This window comes from Aporhodopirellula rubra, assembly GCF_014192335.1.
In the GTDB taxonomy this organism is placed as follows: Bacteria; Planctomycetota; Planctomycetia; order Pirellulales; family Pirellulaceae; genus Rhodopirellula; species Rhodopirellula rubra.
The window spans coordinates 326,972-350,823 of record NZ_JACHXU010000002.1; the positions used below are offsets into that span (position 1 = coordinate 326,972).

19 protein-coding genes are annotated in these 23,852 nt (G+C 55.4%); 10 read left to right on the forward strand and 9 right to left on the reverse strand.

Annotation, left to right across the window (positions count from 1 at the left end):
* Positions 1–111 precede the first annotated feature (111 nt).
* The 7 genes from FHS27_RS03735 to FHS27_RS03765 all read right to left on the reverse strand — a co-directional run bounded on the left by FHS27_RS03735 (position 112) and on the right by FHS27_RS03765 (position 5,817).
* The gene (locus tag FHS27_RS03735) at positions 112–513 is read right to left on the reverse strand and encodes a hypothetical protein (protein ID WP_184301848.1); all 402 of its coding nucleotides are present in this window, start codon (positions 511–513) and stop codon (positions 112–114) included.
* The gene (locus tag FHS27_RS03740) at positions 510–2,075 is read right to left on the reverse strand and encodes a recombinase family protein (RefSeq protein ID WP_184301850.1); all 1,566 of its coding nucleotides are present in this window, start codon (positions 2,073–2,075) and stop codon (positions 510–512) included. The genes FHS27_RS03735 and FHS27_RS03740 overlap by 4 nt, the downstream gene beginning before the upstream one ends.
* Complete coding sequence (locus tag FHS27_RS03745) at positions 2,072–2,548, reverse strand: DUF2924 domain-containing protein (RefSeq protein ID WP_184301852.1); 477 nt, start codon at positions 2,546–2,548, stop codon at positions 2,072–2,074. Before FHS27_RS03745 ends, FHS27_RS03740 begins: the two co-directional genes overlap by 4 nt.
* The gene (locus tag FHS27_RS03750; protein WP_184301854.1) at positions 2,548–2,913 is read right to left on the reverse strand and encodes a hypothetical protein; all 366 of its coding nucleotides are present in this window, start codon (positions 2,911–2,913) and stop codon (positions 2,548–2,550) included. Before FHS27_RS03750 ends, FHS27_RS03745 begins: the two co-directional genes overlap by 1 nt.
* 210 nt (positions 2,914–3,123) lie before the next feature.
* The gene (locus FHS27_RS03755; protein ID WP_184301856.1) at positions 3,124–3,525 is read right to left on the reverse strand and encodes a hypothetical protein; all 402 of its coding nucleotides are present in this window, start codon (positions 3,523–3,525) and stop codon (positions 3,124–3,126) included.
* Positions 3,526–3,863: 338 nt separating this feature from the next.
* Entirely contained in the window at positions 3,864–5,150 is a 1,287-nt protein-coding gene (locus FHS27_RS03760) for a DUF4303 domain-containing protein (protein WP_184301858.1), read from the reverse strand.
* A 61-nt stretch (positions 5,151–5,211) separates the two neighbouring features.
* Positions 5,212–5,817, reverse strand: a complete 606-nt coding sequence (locus tag FHS27_RS03765) for a nitroreductase family protein (RefSeq protein ID WP_184301859.1) — start codon at positions 5,815–5,817, stop codon at positions 5,212–5,214.
* A gap of 892 nt (positions 5,818–6,709) precedes the next feature.
* Here FHS27_RS03765 and FHS27_RS03770 point away from each other — a divergent pair.
* The 4 genes from FHS27_RS03770 to FHS27_RS03785 are packed head-to-tail and all read left to right on the forward strand — an operon-like array spanning position 6,710 to position 9,397.
* The gene (locus tag FHS27_RS03770) at positions 6,710–6,922 is read left to right on the forward strand and encodes a hypothetical protein (protein WP_184301862.1); all 213 of its coding nucleotides are present in this window, start codon (positions 6,710–6,712) and stop codon (positions 6,920–6,922) included.
* Positions 6,919–7,410 carry a DUF2924 domain-containing protein gene (locus FHS27_RS03775; RefSeq protein WP_184301864.1) on the forward strand — a complete coding sequence of 164 codons (492 nt, stop codon included), beginning with the start codon at positions 6,919–6,921 and terminating at the stop codon, positions 7,408–7,410. The genes FHS27_RS03770 and FHS27_RS03775 overlap by 4 nt, the downstream gene beginning before the upstream one ends.
* Entirely contained in the window at positions 7,407–8,981 is a 1,575-nt protein-coding gene (locus FHS27_RS03780; RefSeq protein WP_184301868.1) for a recombinase family protein, read from the forward strand. The genes FHS27_RS03775 and FHS27_RS03780 overlap by 4 nt, the downstream gene beginning before the upstream one ends.
* Positions 8,978–9,397 carry a hypothetical protein gene (locus FHS27_RS03785; protein WP_221224853.1) on the forward strand — a complete coding sequence of 140 codons (420 nt, stop codon included), beginning with the start codon at positions 8,978–8,980 and terminating at the stop codon, positions 9,395–9,397. The genes FHS27_RS03780 and FHS27_RS03785 overlap by 4 nt, the downstream gene beginning before the upstream one ends.
* Before the next feature lie 8 nt (positions 9,398–9,405).
* On the opposite strand, the gene FHS27_RS03790 is transcribed toward FHS27_RS03785, so the two are convergent.
* Together FHS27_RS03790 and FHS27_RS03795 are read right to left on the reverse strand one after the other, a co-directional pair.
* Entirely contained in the window at positions 9,406–10,299 is an 894-nt protein-coding gene (locus tag FHS27_RS03790; RefSeq protein WP_184301871.1) for a hypothetical protein, read from the reverse strand.
* Between the two features lie 49 nt (positions 10,300–10,348).
* Positions 10,349–10,780, reverse strand: a complete 432-nt coding sequence (locus tag FHS27_RS03795) for a hypothetical protein (protein WP_184301873.1) — start codon at positions 10,778–10,780, stop codon at positions 10,349–10,351.
* 188 nt (positions 10,781–10,968) lie between these two features.
* On the opposite strand from FHS27_RS03795, the gene FHS27_RS03800 reads away from it, so the two are divergent.
* The 6 genes from FHS27_RS03800 to FHS27_RS03825 all read left to right on the forward strand — a co-directional run bounded on the left by FHS27_RS03800 (position 10,969) and on the right by FHS27_RS03825 (position 23,833).
* Positions 10,969–11,883 carry an anti-sigma factor family protein gene (locus FHS27_RS03800; protein ID WP_184301876.1) on the forward strand — a complete coding sequence of 305 codons (915 nt, stop codon included), beginning with the start codon at positions 10,969–10,971 and terminating at the stop codon, positions 11,881–11,883.
* Positions 11,884–11,892: 9 nt separating this feature from the next.
* Complete coding sequence (locus FHS27_RS03805) at positions 11,893–14,220, forward strand: efflux RND transporter periplasmic adaptor subunit (protein WP_184301879.1); 2,328 nt, start codon at positions 11,893–11,895, stop codon at positions 14,218–14,220.
* A gap of 15 nt (positions 14,221–14,235) precedes the next feature.
* On the forward strand, positions 14,236–18,213 hold the full coding sequence (locus FHS27_RS03810) for an efflux RND transporter permease subunit (RefSeq protein WP_184301882.1): 3,978 nt from the start codon (positions 14,236–14,238) through the stop codon (positions 18,211–18,213).
* 361 nt (positions 18,214–18,574) lie between these two features.
* Positions 18,575–18,739: a hypothetical protein gene (locus FHS27_RS30940; protein ID WP_246419052.1), complete on the forward strand. Its 165-nt coding sequence runs from the start codon at positions 18,575–18,577 to the stop codon at positions 18,737–18,739.
* 180 nt (positions 18,740–18,919) lie between these two features.
* On the forward strand, positions 18,920–20,599 hold the full coding sequence (locus FHS27_RS03820) for an efflux RND transporter periplasmic adaptor subunit (protein WP_184301885.1): 1,680 nt from the start codon (positions 18,920–18,922) through the stop codon (positions 20,597–20,599).
* 12 nt (positions 20,600–20,611) lie between these two features.
* Entirely contained in the window at positions 20,612–23,833 is a 3,222-nt protein-coding gene (locus FHS27_RS03825; RefSeq protein ID WP_184301888.1) for an efflux RND transporter permease subunit, read from the forward strand.
* Positions 23,834–23,852: the final 19 nt, after the last annotated feature.

The window sequence follows — 23,852 nt, forward strand, 5'->3', positions numbered from 1 at the left end:
TGGGGACGGTTGGGTGACTAGCGTTTGCTAGCAAAATCCGTGCACCTGTTTATCAGACACATGTCTCGTGACACGTCTGGTCCCTCGTCGCCAAAATATTCTTCGCAGTCGTTATGACCGGACCCGTTTGGGTGATCCGGCAGCCCGCAGTTTCGCCCACAAAACACGTTGCTTTTCCCAGTCGATTTCCATCGTGAGCGGTCGCAAATGTTTTTCCGAAATTTGCGGTTTGCCCTTCTTCATCCGAGGCAAGAACAGCAGCTCTTCCTGAATATCGGGAGCCAACAATGTCAGGCTTAGGATTTGCGAAACACGAGGCTGCGAGACATGCCCGATCTCAGCAATGTGTTGCAACCCGGTCGCGCGGCCCGATCGAAGCAACTCGTCAAACCGAATCGCCAACGCCATCAGCCGCGTGATTCGCGGCAGCGTCCCAGGCACCGCTTCCTTCTCGTCAACGACTTTGTGGCGGCGCGATGTCGTCACCGCGATCGTTTTGCGAACCGTAATCATGCGACCGATTCCTCGCACTCTTCAACCAGCGCGGTGATCGCCGTCGGGTGATACGAGATCGCCATGGAACCGGCGTCAGGTTCGTAGACGACTCGCGCAACTAGAAGCTCGACGAGATGAACGCGTTCCTTCGCCGTCAAAGAAGCCCAAACCACTTTGAAGTCCGACATTGCGATGTCGATGTCGAGCCGCGAGAGTTTGCGAGCGGCCACCTGCTTCAGTTTTTCTGTCGCAACAGCAAGATCGGCTTCCGTCTTCGTGATCCGTGCCTTCAGATCCTCGACTCGCACATCATTCAGATTCTCGAAAACTTCGTGCTTCAATATCCGTCGAACCTCCTCCGTGTCGCGGTTGATCTGAGCTTTCAACTGAGCCAAGTGCGTTTCGATCTCGGACTGTTCGACGTCAAGCAATGCCTTCGATCCTTGGTACACGGCGTCACGCAAACCTTGGTCATCAACAACCACTCGGAGCTCATCAACGACGGCAGCTTCGATCATTGCTGCTGATACGGAACCCATCTCGCAAGCATCGGCCCCACTCTTCACCGTCGTTTGGCAAGCGTAATACCGATACACGCTCGACTTTCTCTTGGTCGTTCTGTGAACCATGCGGCACTCGCAAAACGGACAAACAAGGATGCCTTTCAACAGTGCCGAATACTTGTTGACCAATCGCTGTGCTCTCCCTTTCTGGTGCGACTGCAGCATTTTGCCAACCTCGTCAAACGTTTCCTGGTCAACGATTGCATCATGCTCACCTTCGTAAATGTGCTCTTTGTAGGCAATCTTGCCCACGTACAGCGGACTCGTGAGCAGTGAGTGGACCGCCGGCTTGTCGAACACCCTCCCGCCGCGTGTCCGCCCAGCACGAGTCCGCCAGACCTTGTTCGGCCAACCGAGTTCTTGGAGCCGTTTTACCACCGGCAGCAGCGAACGATACTCCAAGTACAGCTCAAAGATTTTGCGAACCTGTTTTGCTTCAGTAGCGTTCACAACCAGCTTCGGGCTTGTCCCACTGCGGTCAACATCGAAGCCGAGTACCGGCATCCCGCCGGACCATTTGCCCTTGGCTCGCATCGCGGCGATCTTGTCGCGAATCCGCTCGCCAATGATTTCACGCTCGAACTGGGCGAACGACAGCAGAATATTCAGAGTCAGCCGGCCCATCGAATGCGTCGTGTTGAACTGCTGCGTCACCGAAACAAACGAAACCCCGAATTTGTCAAACGTTTCCATCACCCGCGAAAAGTCCATCAGCGACCGGCTCAGACGATCGACCTTGTAGACCACGACGCAATCGACTTTTCCGGCCTCGATGTCCTCCATCAGCCGCTTCATTGCCGGCCGCTCGAGGTTGCCGCCCGAGAATCCTCCGTCGTCATACATCTCCGGCGAGCAACGCCAGCCCTCGGCTTTCTGACTGGCGATAAACGCTTCGCCCGCTTCGCGCTGTGCGTCCAGCGAATTGAACTCTTGCTGCAATCCTTCTTCCGTAGACTTGCGAGTGTAGATGGCGCAGCGAATCGTTTTTGTCGAAGACGTTTCTTGTCTATTGCTCATGCGTGTTCTCCCAATTTGAAAAACCGGAAGCCGCTCATGTGGTTTCCTGTGATGGATTTGGCGATGGCCGACAGAGAGTCGAACCGTTGGTCTTCATACTCAAAGCCCTCGGTCAGAATCAGCACACGCCGAATCTTGCCCTTGTATCGCCGCTCGACAAAGCTGCCTGGTGGCGGAATGCGAGGGTCCCAGTTCGGCGGCATTTTGGTTCGCACCACGTCGCCACCGACTTTCGGTTTCGGCGGAGTCACTCGAATCACCGACTCGTCGGCGATCGGTCCGGCACGGAGCAATGCTCGTTCGCTCAGTCCGCCTTCTTCGTTGGCTTGAATTCGCCAAGCGATACGGCGGACGATAAAGTTGCGATTTCGGGAACGACATTTTTCTTTGTGAACGACCTCGAACTTCGCCACCAGTTGGTCAATCGTCAGGTCGGCCAACTCGGCGATTTCAAATGCTGCACTAGGACTCATCAGCAACCTCCGGTGTGCTCGGCCGCTGGGATGTGTCTTGCTTGCTTTTCGCCGCCTTCTTGTCTAGCGTTCGTCGAATCGCCCGCGCCAATATGGTCGCGATCTCCTCGCGTTGTTGTTCGCTCAATTGGATCACCGTTACTGTTTGAGAGTTCATCGCGGACCGTCTTGCCCGTTGCAAAACAGTCGCCGCGAGACACAGTGATCACTGACGGCGGAGAGATCTCAAGTCCCGTTTCCTCAATCTCGCGAGAACTTTCCAAAGTCTCTGGAATTTCGCCGCGTTTGACCCGAATCGTCACCAACTCCAGCAATTTCGCCACTTTCCGCACCTGAACGGCAGGCTGGATATAGTCCAACGCCATATAACCCTTTCTCCCAAAACCAATCCCTAGCGAACCGAACAAAACGGTTCCGCCCTCAGGGTTATGTAGGAGAGAACTCGATAGGGTTAACCAGATTCTCGCGACGAGAGACTCAACGGCCTTGCGAAAGCCGGCCTGCGTGAATGTCGCGGATGATTGGATTGGCTCGAATTTTATCGGCGGGGATCAACAGCGACAGACATTGGGCTGCTAAGAGAGAATCTCTGCATTGGGCAGTCCCGCTCGCAGCGATTGTACTCCCCGCGGTGTAAGCTGCGTATCCGCGACGTCGATGTAGTTCAGAGCCATTGCGACGAGGGTGGAAACCGATGCGTCTGTCACCAGCGTTCCGCACAGGTTGAGTCGCGTGAGTTGAGGGAGCTGTGCAATCAGCTCGATCGCTCGATCGGAAACGCCGGTCTCCCAGAAGCTGATCCCCTCGAGATTAGGAAGCGCCAGCAGCGGCTCGACGTCGGCGTCGGTTATCTCAATTTTGTTGAAGTCGACATCGACGATGTCCTCGTTCTGGATCTTCTGTCGGCTGCAAAAAGGTTCGCCGAGGAACGTGAAGCGAACTCCTCGGTCCGTCAAGGCGATCAAAGCGGCATCCATCGAACCTATTCTCCATCCTGTACCGTTTGGATGTGTAGCCCATCGAGAAGCAAACGCCCCGTCTGTGGACATCTCACGGATTGCATACGCAGCCCTATTTCGCGGGCGATTCTCTGACGTTTACGGCCGGCTTTCGCAGGTGCTTCTGTCTAACGATTCAGTCTTGAACGCTGGCCCCTACCAATGCTTGTTTCATAGCTTTTCAAATTGAACAGTGGTGATACGTCCGCGAAATGTGACGTTTGTCAGCTCATCCTTCATCATATCAAGAACTGCGTCAGCCGAACCGCCACCCGTTCCTGCCCCGATCAGGGGAAAGTTTCCGGCCCGCGATTCATCTATTCAAAAACATACGTCGCTGTAATTCTCACTTCACGATCAGGGTCCTCTTTCAAAGCCCACATCTGATCTCGGTATGGCTTCGCAGCAGATTTCCAATCGTTTAACGACAACAGAGCCAACCGTCGAATCGTTGCGTTCCCATCTTGCAGTTGCTTTGCCAACTCGGGGAGCACTCGCTTGCTCGCTTTGCTTCCTAGTCCACGGCAACCCAGCAACATCACAGCGTGCTGGCGGATCGCCAGATGTTCCGAAGTCAAGCCGCGAAACGCCTCGTCTATGTCTGCAACTTGAATGTCATCAAAGGAACTGCCTGGTTTGATTTCATCGACGATCAATGCTTTGACTTCTTCGCTGCCTTCGCCAAGAAGCCTCTCTACCAAGCGGTAGTCCAGCCTATGCTGCTCAAAGCGTTTCAAGCCTCGCACAATGGCGCGAACGACGTGGGGAAACGTGTCGGGATCGGCGATCAAAGGAATCAGAAAGTCCGTGTCACCTAAATCGAAAAGGGCATTGGCGATGGCTCCCGAAGCTTTCGATTTCTCGAGAATTGAAGACCTCAACGCGGTCATTACCTTTGTGTTACCGTGACCAAGTTGTGCTAGAAGGTCTGCGGCAAAGTGACCATGCTCTTCCTCCAGAAAAGCAATGAGCGGATCAATCGCTGAATCACCCAGCTGAAGAATCTCGTCCTCATAGTTCCATATGGCTTTGAGATATTGCTGCATCAGTTCTGTGGCTGAACTTGATGTTACAGTCGCAGTTTTGGGATCCAGACTAGAAAAGTACTTGTCGAACAATCGCTTCGGAATGCATCGCTTCAACGTGTCGAGGTCACTCATTTCCTCGCTCAGATAGACGACGAATTCTTTGGTGGTTTGGGAATCTGATGCGAATTCTTTCCGCAACGCCTTCGAAACCCGAACCATGACTGCGAGAAAACGTTTCTCGGTCGCGAGCCACTGCTTTTGACTTCCACGATTCGCCTCGTCGTTGAGCTCCGTTTCTAAATCACCGACAGACGCCGCATCAACACTATCGATATTTGGCCAACGCCAATCAGCCGGATTCCACTGCAGCTCAACATCTTCGGTTCCCTGCAATTCCTGGAGAGCCTCAAGGCTGTTGACGGCCAACCACGGCAGGCGAATTACCTGATCAAGTTCACGGTATCCTTCGTGAAAGGCTAACGCATACACGTGTTGGTTTGGATGGTCCGTCAACCATTTACGAAACGTCAATTCCCATGCATCTAACAGCCGCTGTTCAAATTGTTTCCAATCCAAGTTTGTCTCTCGCTGTATTTTGAGAATCGGTGCAGGGGACCAGTTAAGTTAGCAGAAAGTATCAGAACCCGTTTTCAACGACGACTTCATCCAGTGCTAGTTGGCCAGGCTTCGGCCAAGCTTCTTTGGTGCCTTTGCCGATGGCGACCATGGGTCCCATGACGTAGTCGTCGGGGAGGTTGATCAGTTTGGCGACTTCTTCGATGTCGAAGCCGATCATCGGGCAGGATTGGTAGCCCATGCCTTGGGCGGCCAACATCATGGTTTGCATCGCGATGCCGATCGAACGCTGGGCTTCGTCGCGTTGGAGCCACTCGCGGCCCTCGTGGAATGGTCCCATCCAGTTGACCAACATTTCGGCCACTTCCTTTGGCGCGTTCGCAAAGTAGCGAGACGGCTCTTTCTGCCATGCCTTCATGTCGGCGGTGAACAAGACTAGCAGCGAGGCATCGGTCATCTGGGCTTGGTCGTTGCCGAAGTCTTTGCGGATCTTCGCTCGCAGCTCGGGATCGCGCAGAATGACGAACCGCCAGTGCTGGATGTTGAAGCTGGTCGGAGCCTGAATCGTGGTTTCGAGCAGTTCTTTTTCCTCGGCGGCTGACATTTTGTGGTCGGCGTCGAAGTGCTTGATCGCTCGGCGGTTGAAGATGGCGTCTTTGACTTGCATATCGGATGTCTCGAAGGTGAGTTGAGATTTTTGGAATCTAGGAATCTGGTTTTGTATCGGACGTCTCCGTCTAGGACGACTCTAGGAACGTTGACCACTTTCTCCGGATAGCACTCCGGGACTTCATAACCTGGAGGTCAAATAGTACAGAGACAAGAGAGACCTTTGGCCGAGATCGCGTTAGAGACCGTTTCGCCGGCGGCCCGATAGTACTTTCCCAGAGCCCCCCGGAGAGATCTCTCGCGGGCCAGCGATGACGTAAGTCCTTGCCCAGACAGCGGTAAAGCACGAAAAAAGCCGACGCCAGTCCTGAAGACTAACGTCGGCTGATTCGATAACCCGGCGGTCGGATTAAACCGACATGCCGAATTGAAGTTGTGGGCGACCAGCGGTTTTCAAACTTGCGCGGGATTCTAACCGTTGGTCAACACACTCGGCAGATTATGCGGTGATTTTCTTGTAGGAATTGCCCGATCACGGGGATCGGTTTGTACGTTGCCGTTCCTGAGTGGGGTGGATGATTACTTGTTGGCTTGAATTCTACTTTGGCGCGCACGCGGGCGGAAGGACGGCATAGGTAACCAGGGAGGGAGTGTTTGGTTGCTCCCGGTTGCTTGTTGTTCGATCAGAGGGTTGCGTGTGGGTAAGCCGGATTTGGATGTGGGTGAGTTGTCGCCAGTTGAGCGAAGGCGGGCGGTGGCTGAATTGCTCGGGCGCGGCATGGGGCGTTGGAAACGCTTTTGCTTGGAAACTGTTTCGGGAACTCTTGAAGACTCTGTGGGAAAGCCGCTTGAGCCGGGTCGGTTTCCAGGGCTCTCTGTGACGGACGCGGTTTCTGAACGGCAGATGACCGAGGCCGAATCCAATCCTTCTTTCACAGAGGCACCCATTCATGAGTGATGCAAGACGCAGCGATATCGCTGCCATTCTTTCGCGAGCGCTGGCTCGCCGTAGGACCAAGGCAGAGCAACCTGCGACCCAATGTGCGATCTACACTCGCATGTCGAATCGAGTCGATGTCGAACACGAATCCGATTCGCTCGACACCCCTGATGCGTCGGTCGTCTCCGAAACTGAGCAATCCAACACGGAGGTGAGCCGATGACGGATGAAACTCGAATGGCAGTCGCTTCGCTTGAAGACAAGACAGTCAATGAATTGCGAGCGCTCTACGAAGACGTTTTCGATGAAGTTTGTCGCAGTCGCCACAAGAAGTACTTGGTTCGACGCATCGCTTGGCGGTTGCAAGCGTTGGACGAAGGCGGGCTGAGCAACGAAGCGAAACAGAAGGCTCGCGAGTTGGCGGCGACTTCGGATCTTCGCATGACGGCTCCTCGCGAAGACGTCCTAGACAACGTTCGTCGGGTCAAGCCTGAAGAAGACGGATATGTCGACTGGGATCCTCGTCTGCCGCCGCCGGGCAGTTTCTTAGAACGGCGATACAAGGGCAAGATGGTCCGAGTGCTCGTATTGACGGACGGATTTGAGTACGAGGGCAAGCGATTTCGTTCGCTGTCCAAAGTCGCTGGCGAGATCACCGGAGTCAGCTACAACGGATTTCTCTTCTTCCGACTCGGAAGGAGACAGAAATGAAAAAGGAAACGGAATCTGAACGGCGGATCATTCGGTGTGCGATCTACACTCGCAAGTCGACTGAGGAAGGACTTGATCAAGAGTTCAATTCGCTGGACGCACAGCGTGAAGCCGCGGAGAACTTCATCGCCAGTCAATCGCAAGAAGGCTGGAAAGTTGTTCCGACACACTACGACGATGGTGGATACTCGGGCGGCAACGTTGACCGGCCGGCGATGAAACGATTGTTGGAAGACATCGCGGCGGGCAAGATTGATTGCGTGGTCGTGTACAAGGTCGACCGACTGAGCCGCAGTTTGCTGGACTTCTCGAAGATCATGGAAACGTTCGACAACCATGGCGTCTCGTTTGTGTCCGTGACGCAGCAGTTCAACACAACGCACTCGATGGGTCGGCTGACGTTGAATATTCTGCTTTCGTTCGCCCAATTCGAGCGTGAGATCATCGGCGAGCGAATTCGCGACAAGATTGCGGCTCAGCGACGGCGTGGCAAATGGGCGGGCGGTGTGCCCGTGCTGGGCTACGACGTCGACCGATCCGGGCCAAGCCCGAAGTTGGTGATCAACGCGGACGAGGCGGCGAAGGTGCGGCGTATCTTTGGTTTGTATCTAGAGATGGAGTCGATGACGCCGGTGGTCGAGGAACTTGACCGTCGTGGCTGGTGCTTGAAGTCTTGGACGACGAAATCGGGAAAGACGAAAGGCGGAAAACCGTTTGATAAGTCTTCGTTGCATATGATGTTGACTAACCAGACCTACATTGGCCGGATCAAGCATAAAACGCAGACGTTCAAGGGTGAGCACTCGCCGATCATTGATCAGAAGTTGTTCGATGATGTTGCGGCGATGATGCGGAGTCACGCTCGCGGCGGCGGCAACCACCTGGTCAACAAGTATCAGGCGTTGCTGAAAGGACTGATCTACTGCCCGGCGTGCAACTACTCGATGGTCCACAACGTGGCTCGGCGAGGGGCGAAAGTGTATCGCTACTATACGTGCGTGACGGCGATCAAACGCGGGCGGAAGTATTGTCCATCACCATCGTTGCCAGCGGCGGATATTGAGGCGGCGGTGGTCGACCAGATTCGCTGCATCGCCGACGATCAAGGATTACGCCGCGACGTATTGGAGCAATCGAGTAAACGTTGCGAAGCGGAGTTGGCGGAGTTGAATACGCAACGAACGCAACTCACTCAGCGGTTGAATCACCAGCACGATCAGATGAAACATCTGACGATCTCGACCGATGCTGGGTCGGGCGATTCAGAACGATTGGCCGCGTTGCACCAAGAGGTAGCCGGCATCATTGAGTCGCTTGAAATCGTTAACGGAGAGATCAAGCGATTGACTGCGGAACAGATCGATGATCGTGATGTGAACGCGGCCTTTTCGGATTTTGGCAACGTCTGGAATGAGCTGAACATACGAGAGAAGTCCGCGGTGCTAACGTTGTTGATTAGCCGGATCGAATTTGACGCTGATGAAAGCTCGCTTTCAATCTCGATGCACCCGGCGGGCATCAAAACCTTTTCTGCCGAAGCGACCGAACAACAACAGGAGGCGAACTCATGATCACGGTCAAATGCAAAATCAATGTGAACCTAAAGAAGCCAACACAGAAAAAGACAACGGAACCGAGTGACGAGCCGCCGGTGAAACGGCGGGGAAAGGTGCCGAGGATTTCACGCTTGATGGCACTCGCGATTCGGATGGACGAGATGCTGCGGTGCGGCGAGGCACAGGATACGATCGAACTTGCCGAGTTAGGCAAAGTCTCGCAACCCCGTCTCACTCAAATCCTTAACCTATCACTGCTCGCACCCGAGATCCAAGAGGCGTTGCTGTACCTGCCCCGCGAGATGACGGGGCGTTCCAAGATTCACGAAAGGAATCTCCGCCCGATCACGAGTCAGCTATGCTGGGAACGCCAACAAAAAATGTGGAGCGAGCTGATTCGCTCAGTTGGTACGCTGGAGAACGACGCTTGACGCCGCGTTCAAAACGCAGGGGGATTGATTCCCTTGGCTTTTAGGTCGGCGAGGTATTTGTCTGGTTCAGCGACTAGCTTTTTGGCGCAGCCGGGGCAGCAGATAAAGACGGCTTTGCCGTTGACGTTCACCTTGCCAGGGACGCCCATGCCGCCGAGTGGTTCGTCCATCACGGGGCAGGTCTTCTGGGCGGCGATCGCGGCGGCGTCGGCAAGCGTCGATTTGAACACGCCTTCGCGGACTTGTTCGCCCTTGGCGGTGTAATACTTTGTGAGGTACTGGTCGGGTGAGGCTTCGACTTTCTTGGTGCAGCCGGCACAGCATACGAAGAGCGACTTATCACCGATCATGATCTTGGGTGGTTTACCCATCGAGCCGAGAGGTTGGCCGCTGACGGGGCAGGTAGCTTGAAGGCTGATGAGCAACTCATCAGAAAGCTTGCCGCTGGCGAGTTTTCCCATCGCGTGGAAGACTAGCGGCTCGCTGCCGATGTTTGTGATCTGGACGTTCATGTGAAGTTGTCGGTCGACAACTTTAGATAGGTCCACGCCGACACCGATGGCAAGGTTCTTAAGCGTCTTCAGTTCGTAGGTGTATTCCTTTTCGCTTTCGCCGACTCGCAGTTTTAGTGTTCCTGTGGCATCCGGCGGTGCGATGGGTTGATCGTTCTTGCCAAGGATCATGAACATGATGCCTTTCTCGGCGATCACCGTTTCGATTCGGCGGTCACCAACGGTTTGCACTGTTCCACCATGTGGGCCAGTTGCCTCAGCGGCGTGGCTGTGGCCAGCGTGGTCGTGTGCCGCATGGTCATGCCCGGCGTGGGCGTCCTGTGCGGTTGTGAGTTGGGGCGACGTTAGCAGCATGGCTGCGACGATTGTGGTGAGGATACGATGTTTCATCGAGATCGGCCTTGGAAAATAGTGATGGCGTTGGGCGGTGAGCGCAGGATTATTTATTGAGTTTTGCTAGGTACTTGTCTGGGTCGGCGAGCAGTTTGTCTTTGCAGCCGTCGCAGCAAATCCAGACCGAAGTTCCGTTCACGTCGACTTTTTCAGGTGCTCCCATTGTTCCCAGCATTTCGCCGCTGACTGGGCACATGTGCTGGGCCATCGCGGACTTGTAGTCCTTTGGCGACAGCTCTTTTAGGCCCGGCATCATCTTGGCCATCGGAGAATCGGCATCGGCATGGTCGCCGTGATCGTGATCGGCGTGGTCGTGGTCGGCATGGTCGCCATGGTCATGGTCAGCATGGGCGTCAGCGGTATCGCTGGCGGGAGTCGCGGGGGGCGTCACAGGGTCGGATTCGGGCGAGTTACACCCGTAAATGCCGAGAATGAGCATCCCGCCGAGCAGGAAAGGGATGAATTTCGTAAGTCGCATGGGGATTTGCCTTCGCGGATCAGGAGGGCGGAGTTTTCGATCGACGTGCATTTGGATGCTTGGGCGGTCGCTTTCTTCACGCGGCGCGTAAGAATTCTTCTATTTCCCCCAATTGCGTGAAGAAACGGCAACTTGGGGCATCAAAAAACACATAACAGCAGAAACGTCTCGCGGAGAACGAGTGGCTTATGTCAACCAACGATTGCAAAACCGTGCAGCCATACCTGTCGGCATATCACGACGGCGAGCTTTCGGCTGGACAAGCGGCAACTGTGGCACAACACGTTGAGGCGTGCGAATCGTGTGCATCGGAGCTTCGTGCGTTCGAGTCACTCGGGTCGGCTTTTGCGCAGGCTCCTATTCCCGCCAAACGGGACGATCTTTGGCAGCGGATTGAGCGTGAGCTTCCGACAGCCAATGAGCCGGTGACACTATCGCGACGGTTCAGCGTTTGGATTCGCGAGTCGCCGTATGGTGCGGGACTGGTGTCGATGGCGGCGTCCATTCTGTTGTTGCTTGGCTTTGGCCTTTGGTACGGCGGCAACAACAAACACGAAATGGCCGGCAACGGTGGAGCGATGGCGATGCACGGCAACGACGGGCATACCCATGACGACGAAATGTCGGCTGAGCACATGGCCGAATTCGCTGGCGTAATGGATGACTATTTGCAGAAGCTGCCAAGCGATCCGGATGGAGCAGAACAGATGCTGCTGACGAAGTACGACGGTGAGAAAGTCGACGCAGAGGGAGCAGTGAAGTTGGTCGGTTATCGACCGATCGTCTCCGGCGGATTGCCAGAGGGCTATTCGTTGGCGTCGACAAGCGTGTTGAAGATGCCTTGCTGCACCTGCGTGAAAGCGGTTTGCAAACGGAATGACGGTTCGACGTTGGTTTTGTTTGAACACGACGACGAAGAAACGGCTTGGTTTGGCGATCGTCGCCAGAGCATGGCAACATGCGGCGACAAGGACTGCTGTCTCGTTGATCTCGATTCCAGCATCGCGGCGACTTGGAAGCAGGGCTCGCGGAGCGTCACAGCCGTTGGCGTTCGTGACCAAGACGAAGTGGCGAAGCTCGTGACCTGGCTGAACAAATCCTAAAGCAAACTCATGAACGAATTCTTCAAACAACACCGCGGAAAGCTCTGGATTGCACAAGCGGTGGCGTTTGTGCTGCTAGGTGTTTTCGTCGCATCTTGGTTTAACGGAGGCTCGGGCGGGTCAAAAGTCTCCGAGACTTCCGCAACGGCGAACTCGGAGGCAATGCAAAGCACGCCTTCAATTTGGACTTGTTCGATGCACCCGCAAATACGTCGCGACGGTCCGGGCAGTTGTCCAATCTGTGGCATGGACTTGGTGCCAGTCAAGGAATCGGCCGGGGGCGTTCGCACGGTTTCGATCAGCCCGGAAATCAAGAGTCTGATGAACGTGCAGGTCAGCCCCGTGCGTCGACAGTATGTCACCGCCGACGTTCGCATGGTTGGCAAGGTCGAATACGACGAAACTCGTCTTGCCCACATCACCGCTTGGGTGCCCGGTCGATTGGAACGCATGTTCGTCGATTTCACTGGTGTCGAAGTCAACAAGGGCGATCACATGGTCCAGATATACAGCGAGGCACTCTACACCGCGCAGGAAGAGCTGTTGGCGGTGACCAAACGCGATCGGCCGCAGAGTTCCTCTCGTTTTATCGAACCGCTCGATCTTGCCGAGTCCGCTCGCGAGAAGTTGCGTTTACTCGGTTTGACGACGGAGCAGATTCAAACAATCGAAGAGCGCGGTAAGTCATCCGAAACAGTCACGATCTATTCGCCCGTCGGCGGTGTGGTGGTTGCGAAGAACAAACAAGAAGGCGACCGCGTCCAAACCGGCGACCGCATCTACACGGTCGCCGATCTGAATCACCTGTGGGTTCAAATGGATGCGTATGAATCGGACCTGGCTTGGTTGCGATACGGGCAAGACGTCGAGTTCACGACTGAAGCCTATCCTGGCGAAGTTTTCCGCGGCCGAATCGCGTTCATTGACCCAGTGCTAAACGAAGACACGCGGACGGTGAAAGTTCGTGTCAATGTGTCGAATGAGGATGGCCGATTGAAGCCGGAGATGTTCGTGCGAGCGATCGTGAAGTCGAATGTTGCTTCGGGCGGTCGTGTACTCGACGCATCGTTGGCGGGGAAGTGGATCAGTCCGATGCACCCGGAAATCATCAAAGACCAGCCGGGCGATTGTGACATTTGCGGTATGCCGTTGGTGCGGGCGGAATCGCTTGGCTACGTCACGGCGGAACCAACGAGTGCCGCGAAACCATTGGTCGTACCGGCGTCAGCCGTGTTGCTGACCGGGACGCGAGCGATTGTGTACGTGCAGATTCCCGACGCCGACAAGCCGACTTACGAGGGTCGCGAGATTGTGATCGGTCCGCGCGCCGGCGACTTCTACCTAGTGAAGTCGGGGCTCGAAGAAGGCGACTTGGTCGTGACCAACGGCAACTTCAAACTCGATAGTGCGCTCCAGATTTCTGCAAAGCCCTCGATGATGACACCACAAGGTGGCGGCGGCGGTGGACACAATCACGGAGGCATGGAAATGCCAAAGGCAGACGAAGGCGTCAAGATGGGTGCGGGTCCGATGGACCTGGTGCCAGCGGTACGTGATGCGATGCAGGGCATTGTTGAGCAATTTAAAACGATTCAAGCAAAGATCGAAGCGGCGAACCTCGCGGAGATTCGCGCAAGCTACGACCAATTGAGCAAAGCTGTCGAAGCGGTGCCGGCGGACTTGATCGGTCCTCAAATGCGACCGCAGTGGTTCGAGGTCGGGATGCTATTGCGGAACGATGTCACCGAAGGACGCGAGGTCAATTCCATGCGTCAAGCCGATCGAGTGTTCGCGTTGACTCGCCAGCACGTCGATCAAATGAAGGCTCAGTTTCCATTGCCGATGTCACACGACGAAATGCAGATGCCATCCATGACGAACATGGCCGCTCCGGCAGAAGTCGTCGAGCAACTCAGTGGTTTTGTCGCACCCTATTTGCAACTTAGTCAAGCACTCGCGGCAGACGATTTGGATGCCGCGAAGCGAGCGGTCGAGCCATTGCATCAGCGATTGGCTTCATTGCTGCCAATCGTCTCCGATGACAAATCGGTCGAAATGTGGAGCAAAGAGAAACGCGACTTGTCCGAGATCATTGCAAGATTGCAGAAGGCGAACGACCTCGCCACCTTGCGGAGCGGGTTCGCGTTGCTGTCCGAACAGATGTTGAGCCTCGAGCGGATGTTCGGCCTACCGACTGACCTAACGCTTCATGAGCTTCATTGCCCGATGGCCTTTGAAGGTCGCGGTGCCTCTTGGATTCAATCCGATGATGCCGTTCGCAATCCGTACTATGGCGCTTCGATGCTGAAGTGTGCCGACAAAGTCGAAAAGCTGTAGGCCGAAACTTCCAACATGACTGACAACGATGCAACAATCGAAAACGCGAAACGCTCGGTCCTCGGCCGGCTGATTTGGTTCTGCTTGACCAACAAGCTAGTTGTGTTGTTGCTGGTCATCGCGACGCTTGGTTGGGGCGTCATGGTCGCTCCGTTCGACTGGGACACCGGAGCATTGCCTCGCGATCCGGTACCCGTCGATGCGATTCCTGACATTGGCGAGAACCAGCAGATCGTGTTCACGCAGTGGATGGGGCGCAGCCCGCAGGACGTGGAGGACCAAATCGGTTATCCGCTGACGGTCGCGCTGCTGGGCATTCCCGAAGTCAAGACGATCCGCAGCTATTCGATGTTCGGCTTTTCGTCGATCTACATCATCTTTGGCGAAGACGCGGACTTCTATTGGTCCCGAACGCGGGTGCTGGAAAAACTGAATAGTTTGCCGGCCGGCACGCTGCCTGATGGTGTGCAGCCGACACTGGGGCCGGACGCGACGGCACTGGGGCAAATCTATCTCTACACGCTCGAAGGCCGCGATCCTGATGGAAACCCGACGGGCGGTTGGGATTTACGAGAACTGCGTACGATCCAGGATTACTACGTTCGTTATTCGTTGACGTCGGCCGAAGGTATTAGTGAAGTTGCGTCGATTGGTGGCTTCGTTCAGGAGTACCAAATCGACGTTGATCCCGATGCGATGCGGGCCGCTGGCGTGACGTTGGCCAAAGTGTTCGAGTCCATTCGGATGACGAATGTTGACGTGGGTGCTCGGACGATTGAACTGAATAAGGCCGAATACGTCATCCGTGGTCTGGGCTTCATCGAAGACATTGACGACATCGAAAAGACAGTCGTGAAGGTTACCGACAACGTTCCGATCACGGTCGCCGACGTTGCCCACGTGTCGCTTGGGCCAGCGTTGCGACGTGGTGCGTTGGACAAATCCGGTGCCGAAGCCGTCGGCGGCGTCGCGGTCGTGCGCTACGGGTACAACCCACTAGCGGCGATCAAAAACATCAAGCAACGCATCAAAGAAGTCTCACCGGGTCTGCCCACAAAGGTGCTTGTCGATTACACGAAGACGTCGGCCGACGAAGTTGACTTGTACGCCGATCGCCATGGGTTGGAAACGATCACCGGAGCGACGACCAGCAGCGACGATTGGGTGAAACATCTTCGTGGCATGCCTCAAGAACAGTGGCCGAGATGGATAACGACCAGTCAAGTCGCGGTCGTTCCCTTTTACGATCGCACTGGTTTGATCTACGAGACATTGGGTACGTTGAACACGGCGCTCTTTGAGGAAATCCTCGTCACGATCATTGTGATTCTGGTGATGGTCATCCATTTGCGCAGCTCGTTCCTCATTAGCGCGTTGCTGCCGCTGGCCGTATTGATGTGCTTCATCGCCATGAAGACCTTCGGTGTGGATGCCAATATCGTCGCCCTGTCAGGCATCGCAATTGCAATCGGGACCATGGTCGACATGGGGATCATCCTCACCGAGAACATTCTCAAATACCTGGATGAAGCTGCGCCCGAAGACGACAAGTTGACGGTGATTTTCAAGGCGGCTCACGAAGTCGCCGGTGCGGTGCTGACCGCCGTGACAACGACCGTGGTCAGTTTTCTTCCCGTGTTCACGATGATCGGTGCGGAAGGAAAGTTGTTTCGACCGCTCGCTTTTACCAAGACGTTTGCACTCGCAGCTTCCGTCATCGTGGCGTTGACCATCATTCCGCCTGCGGCCCACATTTTGATGGGTGGCCGAATCGAATCTAAGAGCCTGCGCAGGGGAGCGTGGTTTGCATTGCTGATCCTGGGCATTGCCGCGTCGATGCTACTGACATGGTGGGTCGGTGCTATTTTGATCGCGCTGTCGGCCTACAAACTGAATGAAGAGAGGATTCCCGAGCGTTACCACCGTTTTGGGCCGTACGCAGCCAGTGCACTTGCGGCGTTGGTCGTCGGCGTGTTGCTGACTCAGGAGTGGTTGCCGCTGGGACCACAGAAAGGTTTGCTGTTGAACTTGCTGTTCGTCGGCGGATTGATTGGTGGCATCCTCGGGTTCTTCACCATCTTTCAACGATTCTTATACGAACCGATCCTGCGTTGGTGCTTGAACCACAAGCTAGCGTTTCTTTGCTTGCCAGCGGCGATCCTGCTTTTCGGCGGATCGGCTTGGTTGGGCTTCGACAAGGTATTCGGTTTCGTCCCCAAGTCACTCTCGATGATTGGTGTGTCTGAAACGACAGTTCGTCAGTCCGGTCCTTGGAAAGCTTCAACCAACGTGTTACCGGGACTCGGCAAAGAGTTCATGCCGCCGCTTGATGAAGGCTCGTTTCTTTACATGCCAACGACGATGCCGCATGCGTCGATCGGCGAAGCGATGGATGTTTTGCAGCTGCAGAATCAACTGTTGGTGTCGATTCCCGAAGTCGAATCAGTGGTCGGTAAGATCGGTCGCGCCGACACGCCGCTCGATCCCGCTCCCGTGTCGATGATCGAGACCTACATCACCTACAAGTCCGAATACAAATCGGACGAAGACGGTCATCGGCTGAACTTCCGCTACGACGAGGAAGCCGGCGAGTTCGTCCGCGATGACTCCGGTGAGCTGATTCTCGATCCCGCTGGCCGACCGTTCCGCCAATGGCGTGACGAGATTCGCACGCCGGATGATATCTGGCAAGCAATCACCGCGGCGGCCGAAATCCCAGGCACGACATCGGCACCCAAGCTGCAACCGATCGCAGCTCGGATCGTGATGCTGCAAAGCGGCATGCGAGCACCGATGGGAATGAAGGTCAAAGGCCCGGACCTGGAAACAATCGAGCGAGTTGCCTTGGAATTGGAATCGCTACTGAAACAAGTTCCGACCGTTCAATCCTCCGCCGTCATTGCTGACCGAATCGTCGGCAAGCCATACCTGGAGATCGACATCGACCGTGATGCGATCAAGCGATACGGGTTGCACATCCGCAGCGTACAGGATGTGATCGAGGTCGCGATCGGTGGCCGGCAAATCACAACGACGGTCGAAGGTCGCGAGCGGTTCCCTGTCCGCGTGCGTTACGCCCGAGAGTTGCGAGACGACCTCGAATCGCTCGAACGTATTCTCGTTCCAACGCCAGCTGGCGCACAAATCCCGCTCGGCCAACTAGCCGACATTCGCTACACCCGCGGCCCGCAGGTCATCAAGAGCGAAGACACATTCTTGCTCGGTTACGTACTGTTCGATAAGAAGCCTGGTGAAGCGGAAGTCGACGTGGTCGAGGATGCTCAAGCATTCTTGCAATCCAAGATCGACTCGGGCGAGTTCACGCTGCCGGCCGGTGTGACGTACACGTTCGCGGGCAACTACGAGAACCAAATCCGATCGCAGAAGACGCTGGCGATCGTGCTGCCATTGGCACTTGGGGTCATCTTCCTGATTCTGTATCTGCAATTCAAATCCGCCATCACGACATCGCTCGTTTTCAGTGGCATTCTGATCGCTTGGGCAGGCGGATTCATCATGCTGTGGTTGTACGGCACCGACTGGTTCCTCGATTTCAGTCTACTCGGCACCAACATGCGTGAGCTTTTCCAGGTCAAGACGATCAATCTAAGCGTCGCCGTCTGGGTCGGCTTTCTCGCCCTGTTCGGCATCGCCAGTGACGATGGTGTCGTGATTGCGTCCTACCTCGACGAAAGCTTCCGCAAGGACCGAATCGAAAATGCCAAGCACGCTCGCGAAGCCACCGTGACCGCCGGCATGCGCCGCGTACGCCCGTGTTTGATGACCACAGCAACGACTTTGCTGGCATTGATTCCCATTCTGACATCCACCGGCCGAGGCAGCGACATCATGGTGCCAATGGCCATTCCGAGCTTCGGAGGAATGGCCATCGCAATCATCACGATGTTCGTGGTCCCGGTGCTGTACTGTGCCGCGATGGAGTGGAAGCTGCGACTAGGAATCAAGGACGAGCGGTTCGTAAAGGACGCTTAGATAAGCTTCATGCAAATGGCAGCCGTAGCCGAACTTACCTTGCCGTAACCGCTTTTCCAACCTACACTGATTACTTAGAGTCTTATCAATCTACAGGTTTCCCATCCTCTTGATGTTCCGTCTTCTGTTCATCTCGTTCATCACACTACGTGTGGTTGCGTGCCCCGTATTTTGTGCGGTGGGTGGGGATGTTGCGTCGACAGCAGGAGTTGAGAAGGTTTGTAGCTGTCACTGTGGACACGAACAATCCACTCCATGCGATGACCGTCAGTTGCCGCCGGGAAATGCCCCTTGTGACAACCCTTGCCCCTGCGACACCGGCTGCGTTTGTCTGGTAACGCCGGAGTCAAATTCCCGCACTGTGTCGGCGGACTTCCAGCTATTGTCGGATTGGACTCCGCTGTGTCTGGAAACGCTGGACCTGTCCAAACTGCTTGCCAAACGCTGCGAAGAACGACATCCACAACGGTTTGATCTGCAAAGCGGGCGAGACGTGCGTCTCGTTTACGCCTCTCTATTGCTGTAGGCCACTGCTGGCCCACGTTGGTTGACCGTCGAAATCGGTTTGTGATCGCGATTGCGCTCGCCGCATGTTGCGACACCGCGTTCGAGTTCATTTCTGGTCGGCCTGTATCCGTTGGTTAAGTGCTTGAATTGCATTTGTGCGGTTCGCGCTTGTCCCGTCCATCCCAGCAGGAGTTCTGCAATGAGTCACTCAGTTGTCAATGCGCCGGAGAAAAATCCGCGTCCCGCCTCCCCCGAAACCTCGGCCAACGGACGGGCCGTGCATGCTCCCCAGATTGAGACGCCCACCAGAAATGTTAGCCCCATCCGGCGATTTGTCTCGCTTGCCCTTGGTAGCATCGGGCCGACGTTGGTTCTGATTGGCTTTGCCGCGGTCTTCTACTATGGGCACCAGAACGATTGGCGAATTCCTAAGTTCGCCGCGTTGACTGGGAGTGTCGAGACGGTCGCCGACGATTGGTGTGAAGAACACGCCGTGCCGGAGTCGATCTGCGTCGAGTGCGATCCCACCATGATGCCTAAAGGCCCCGACTACGGTTGGTGCGCGGTGCATGGCGTTCACAACTGCGTGCTGGATCATCCTGATGTAGCACAGATGAAGGAGACGCCGTCGATATTGCCGAGCGATCTGGAGCGAGCCGCTCGAGCCTTGGCCGTGGCTCCGCGAAAAGAGAACAACAGTGCCTGCAAGATTTACCAGAACCGCATTCAGTTCGCTTCCATTGAGTCAGTGAAGCAGGCTGGCGTTGATGTGGAATTGATCGAACGTGCTCCGATCGTCGAAGCGATCGCCGGCAGCGGGGAGATTGTTTACGACCCCACGAAACAAGCGAGCTTGGCGTCGCGAGTTCCTGGCAGCGTTTGGTTGGTAACCAAGGGCGTTGGCGATTTGGTCACCAAAGGGGAAGTTCTCGCCGTCGTGGATGCGGCACAAGTCGGTGATTTGAAAACAAGCCTTCTGCGGGCGTTGGCCGAAGAAAACCTGCAACGACAAAACGTCTCACGGCTGAATCAAGCTCGAAGTGCCATTGCGGGTTCGCGGATCCTCGATGCTGAAGCTGCCTTGTCCAAAGCTCAAGCGGATGTGTTGTCCGCTGAACAATCGTTGCGAAATCTTGGATTGCCGATCGACACCGAATCGCTGCGAGGATTGTCTGAGCGACAAGTCCTCGACAATCTACGTTTGCTCGGAATTCCCGATGAGATTCGCGCCCAACTCAACAGCAAGACAATCACCTCGAACCTAATTCCGATTGTTTCGCCGATCGAAGGCTTCGTCACGCAACGGCATGTTGCTCCGGGTGAAGTCGTAGACCCGACTCGCATTCTGTTTGAAGTCGCGAACACCAGCCAAATGTGGCTCACACTCAATGTTCCACTCGAGAACATGGATCAGCTTGCTGTCGGGCAACCGATTCGCTTTCAAGCCGATGGCAGTCGCCATGAAGTGGAAGGCAAATTGGACTGGATCAGCACGGCGGCGGACTCGCAAACGCGGATGGTGCAGGTGCGAGCCATCTTGCCGAATGTCGATGGGAAGTTACGAAGCGAAACGTTCGGTACGGGCCAAATCATTTTGAGGGAAGAGTCAGACGCCATTGTGATTCCCAATGGGTCGTCGCACTGGGAAGGTTGCTGCCAAGTTGTTTTCGTGCGTGACAAGCACTACTTCGACAGTCCCGACAGCTTCAAAGTCTTTCACGTCCGTTCAGTACGCTTGGGTGCAACGAACGGGGGATTCACGGAAGTCATTTCTGGTGTGCTTCCCGGTGAAGTGATCGCCGCAGCGGGCAGTGACGTACTGCGAGCTCAATTACTAAAAAACAATCTTGGTGCAGGCTGCGACTGCGTCGCCGAATAAAGGAGAGCACGGATGCTAAATTGGCTAATCGACGTATCACTGCGCCATCGTGCGCTCGTGATTCTAACGGCGGCGTTGTTCGCGGTTGTAGGCGTGTTCTCACTCCAGCAGCTCGATATCGACGCATTCCCGGACACCACACCGGTTCAAATTCAGATCAATACGGTCGCCCCGTCGCTGGCGTCTGAGGAAATCGAACGGCAGATCACCTTTCCCGTCGAGCAGGCAATCAGTGGATTGCCGGGACTCCACGAATTACGTTCAATCTCCAAGTTCGGTCTGTCACAGGTCGTGGTCATCTTTGATGATGGCATCGACATCTATTTTGCTCGTCAGTTGATTAACGAACGGTTGTCCACAGTCGAGCTACCCGACGGCATTAGCCGACCGCAGATGGGGCCAGTTTCGACCGGTCTGGGCGAAGTCTTTCACTACGTTCTGGTTTACGACGGTGTTGACTTCTCGGAAGCCTCTCAGGCCGAGCGTGTCAAACGCATGACCGAGTTGCGAACGATTCACGACTGGGTGGTCAAGCCACAATTGCGATCGGTTCGAGGTGTGGCCGAAGTGAACAGTTGGGGCGGGTACGAGAAGCAATATCAGATTCGTCTCGATCCCGAAGGGCTGTTCAAGTACGGCCTGACCTTCGAGCAGGTATCTGATGCAATTGAAACGAACAACGAGAATGTCGGCGGCGGTACGGTCACGGACGGCAGCGAAATGCTGCTGGTGCATGGAATTGGCCGAACGGTCAATATCAAGGAAATCGAAGACATCGTCATCACTTCCAAGGATGGCGTGCCAGTTCGCATTCGCGACGTCGCCGATGTGATGATTGGGCATGAGATTCGCCGGGGCGCGGTCACGGCAAACGGTCGCGGCGAAGCAGTGCTGGGGTTGGGCTTCATGCTGATGGGCGAAAACAGCCACGACGTCACTTGGGCCATCAAAGAAAAGATCGAAGGTATTCAGGAATCGCTCCCTGCCGGCGTCAAGATTCAAACCGTCTACGACCGTACCGAGCTCATTGACCATGTCATTCACACGGTCCAGAAGAATCTGTTCGAGGGCGGTTTGCTGGTCGTCGCAGTGTTGTTCATCTTCTTGGGGAATCTGCGAGCCGGAATCATTGTGGCACTCGCAATTCCGCTGTCGATGTTGTTTGCGTTCTCAGGAATGCTGAAGTTCGGCATCGCTGCCAGCTTGCTTAGCCTCGGTGCCATCGACTTCGGATTGGTTGTCGATAGTTCAGTCGTGATGATCGAAAACTGTGTTCGTTGCTTGGCTCACAAGTCGGACGGTCGCAGTCGCTTGCAGATCATTCGCGATGCGGCGGTTGAGGTTCGCAAGCCGACCATGTTTGGCGAATTGATCATCATGATCGTCTACTTGCCGATCCTGACGCTCGAAGGCATCGAAGGCAAGCTGTTTCGACCGATGGCAATCACGGTGATTATGGCTCTTGCCGGGTCGATGGTTCTTTCACTGACACTGATGCCCGTGTTGGCGAGTCTGTTCCTTCCCAAGAACATCAAAGAAACCGAGCCGCTACTACTTCGCGTATTGAAACGCCTCTACGCACCGGTGTTGCGGTTCACGATGCACCACAAGACGTTCATTATCGGATCGGCCTTGTTGTTACTCGTCACCGTGTTTGGCCTCGTCGCTCCGAATCTCGGCAGCGAGTTCGTCCCACGACTTTCTGAAGGTGCTATCACGATCAACGTGGTGCGACTGGCGGGGACGACGCTGGAAGAATCCATGCGTTACAACACAAAAATGGAACAGGTCATTCTGGAGAAGTTTCCGGATGAAGTCGCACAGGTCTGGAGCCGTATCGGAACGGCGGAGGTGGCGACCGACCCAATGGGTACGGAGTTGACCGATTTGTTTCTGACACTGCATCCACGTGAGAAATGGACGCGAGCTGAGACGCAGGATGAATTGGTGGTCAAGGTGCAGGAAGAGCTGCGTGATCTACCCGGTCCGCGACTGGCCATGTCGCAGCCGATTGAAATGCGAATGAACGAAATGATCTCTGGTGTACGCTCGGATGTCGCCGCAATTCTTTACGGCGATGACTTGGACGTGATGGTAGAGAAAGCCGAAGAAATTGAGCGGGCACTCAACTCGATTCCTGGTTCGGAAGACGTGAAGGTCGAACAGGTTTCTGGTCAGCCGGTTTTGCAAATTCGCATCAACCAAGACCAGATTGCTCGCTACGGAGTACCGGCCAGCACGGTGATGAATCTTGTCCGCTCGTTGGGCACGCATAACGTCGGCGAAGTCTATGAAGGCCAGTTGCGGTTTCCACTGATTATCCGACTACCCGAAGAAGCTCGCGCTAGTCCAGAGGCCATCAAGCAAATCTTGGTTGCCACGCCATCTGGCGAACGTATTCCGCTTTCCCGGCTGGCCACGATCGAAACCGTGGAAGGTTGGAATACGATCAAGCGAGACTGGTACCAACGTCGCATTACGATTGAATCGAATGTCCGTGGTCGCGACCTGGGCAGCTTCGTTGCCGAAGCTCAACGTGTGGTTTCTGAAAAGGTGCAACTGCCTGCCGGACGCTACCGCATCGAATGGGGCGGGCAATTCGAGAATCTGCAGCGGGCTCAAACCCGCCTGATGATCGTGGTGCCAATTGCACTCCTGATGATTCTTTCGCTGCTTTACATAACGTATCGCAACTGGGTTGACGCGCTGCGAGTTTTTACAGGCGTTCCATTCGCGTGGATTGGCGGGATTCTGGCGTTGTGGATTCGCGACATGCCGTTTTCGATTTCGGCAGCGGTTGGATTCATCGCATTGTCCGGAGTCGCGGTGCTCGATGACATGCTGCTTGTGTCAACGATTCGACAACTGCGGCGAAAAGGGCGTTCGCTTGACGAAGCGGTCGAAGAGGCCGCGATGACACGTTTGCGTCCAATCTTGATGACGACGCTCGTGGCGAGCCTTGGCTTTGTTCCGATGGCGTTCAGCACCGGGATGGGAGCCGAAGTGCAACGGCCACTGGCAACGGTGGTGATTGGCGGTGTGTGCAGTGCGATGGTGATGAGTTTGCTCGTGCTTCGAGTGCTCTACGTCGTGTTCAACACGCCGGTGGAAAAGCTACGCAGTGATGCTGATGCAGGAGATGACGACGACGGAGACGATGACGGTCATCGTCTTGAACCCGATGAACCGATTGACCCGGAAATCAGGCGCGTGCCTGAAACGGCATCGGTCTAACTTTAGTTCGGCCATGCCG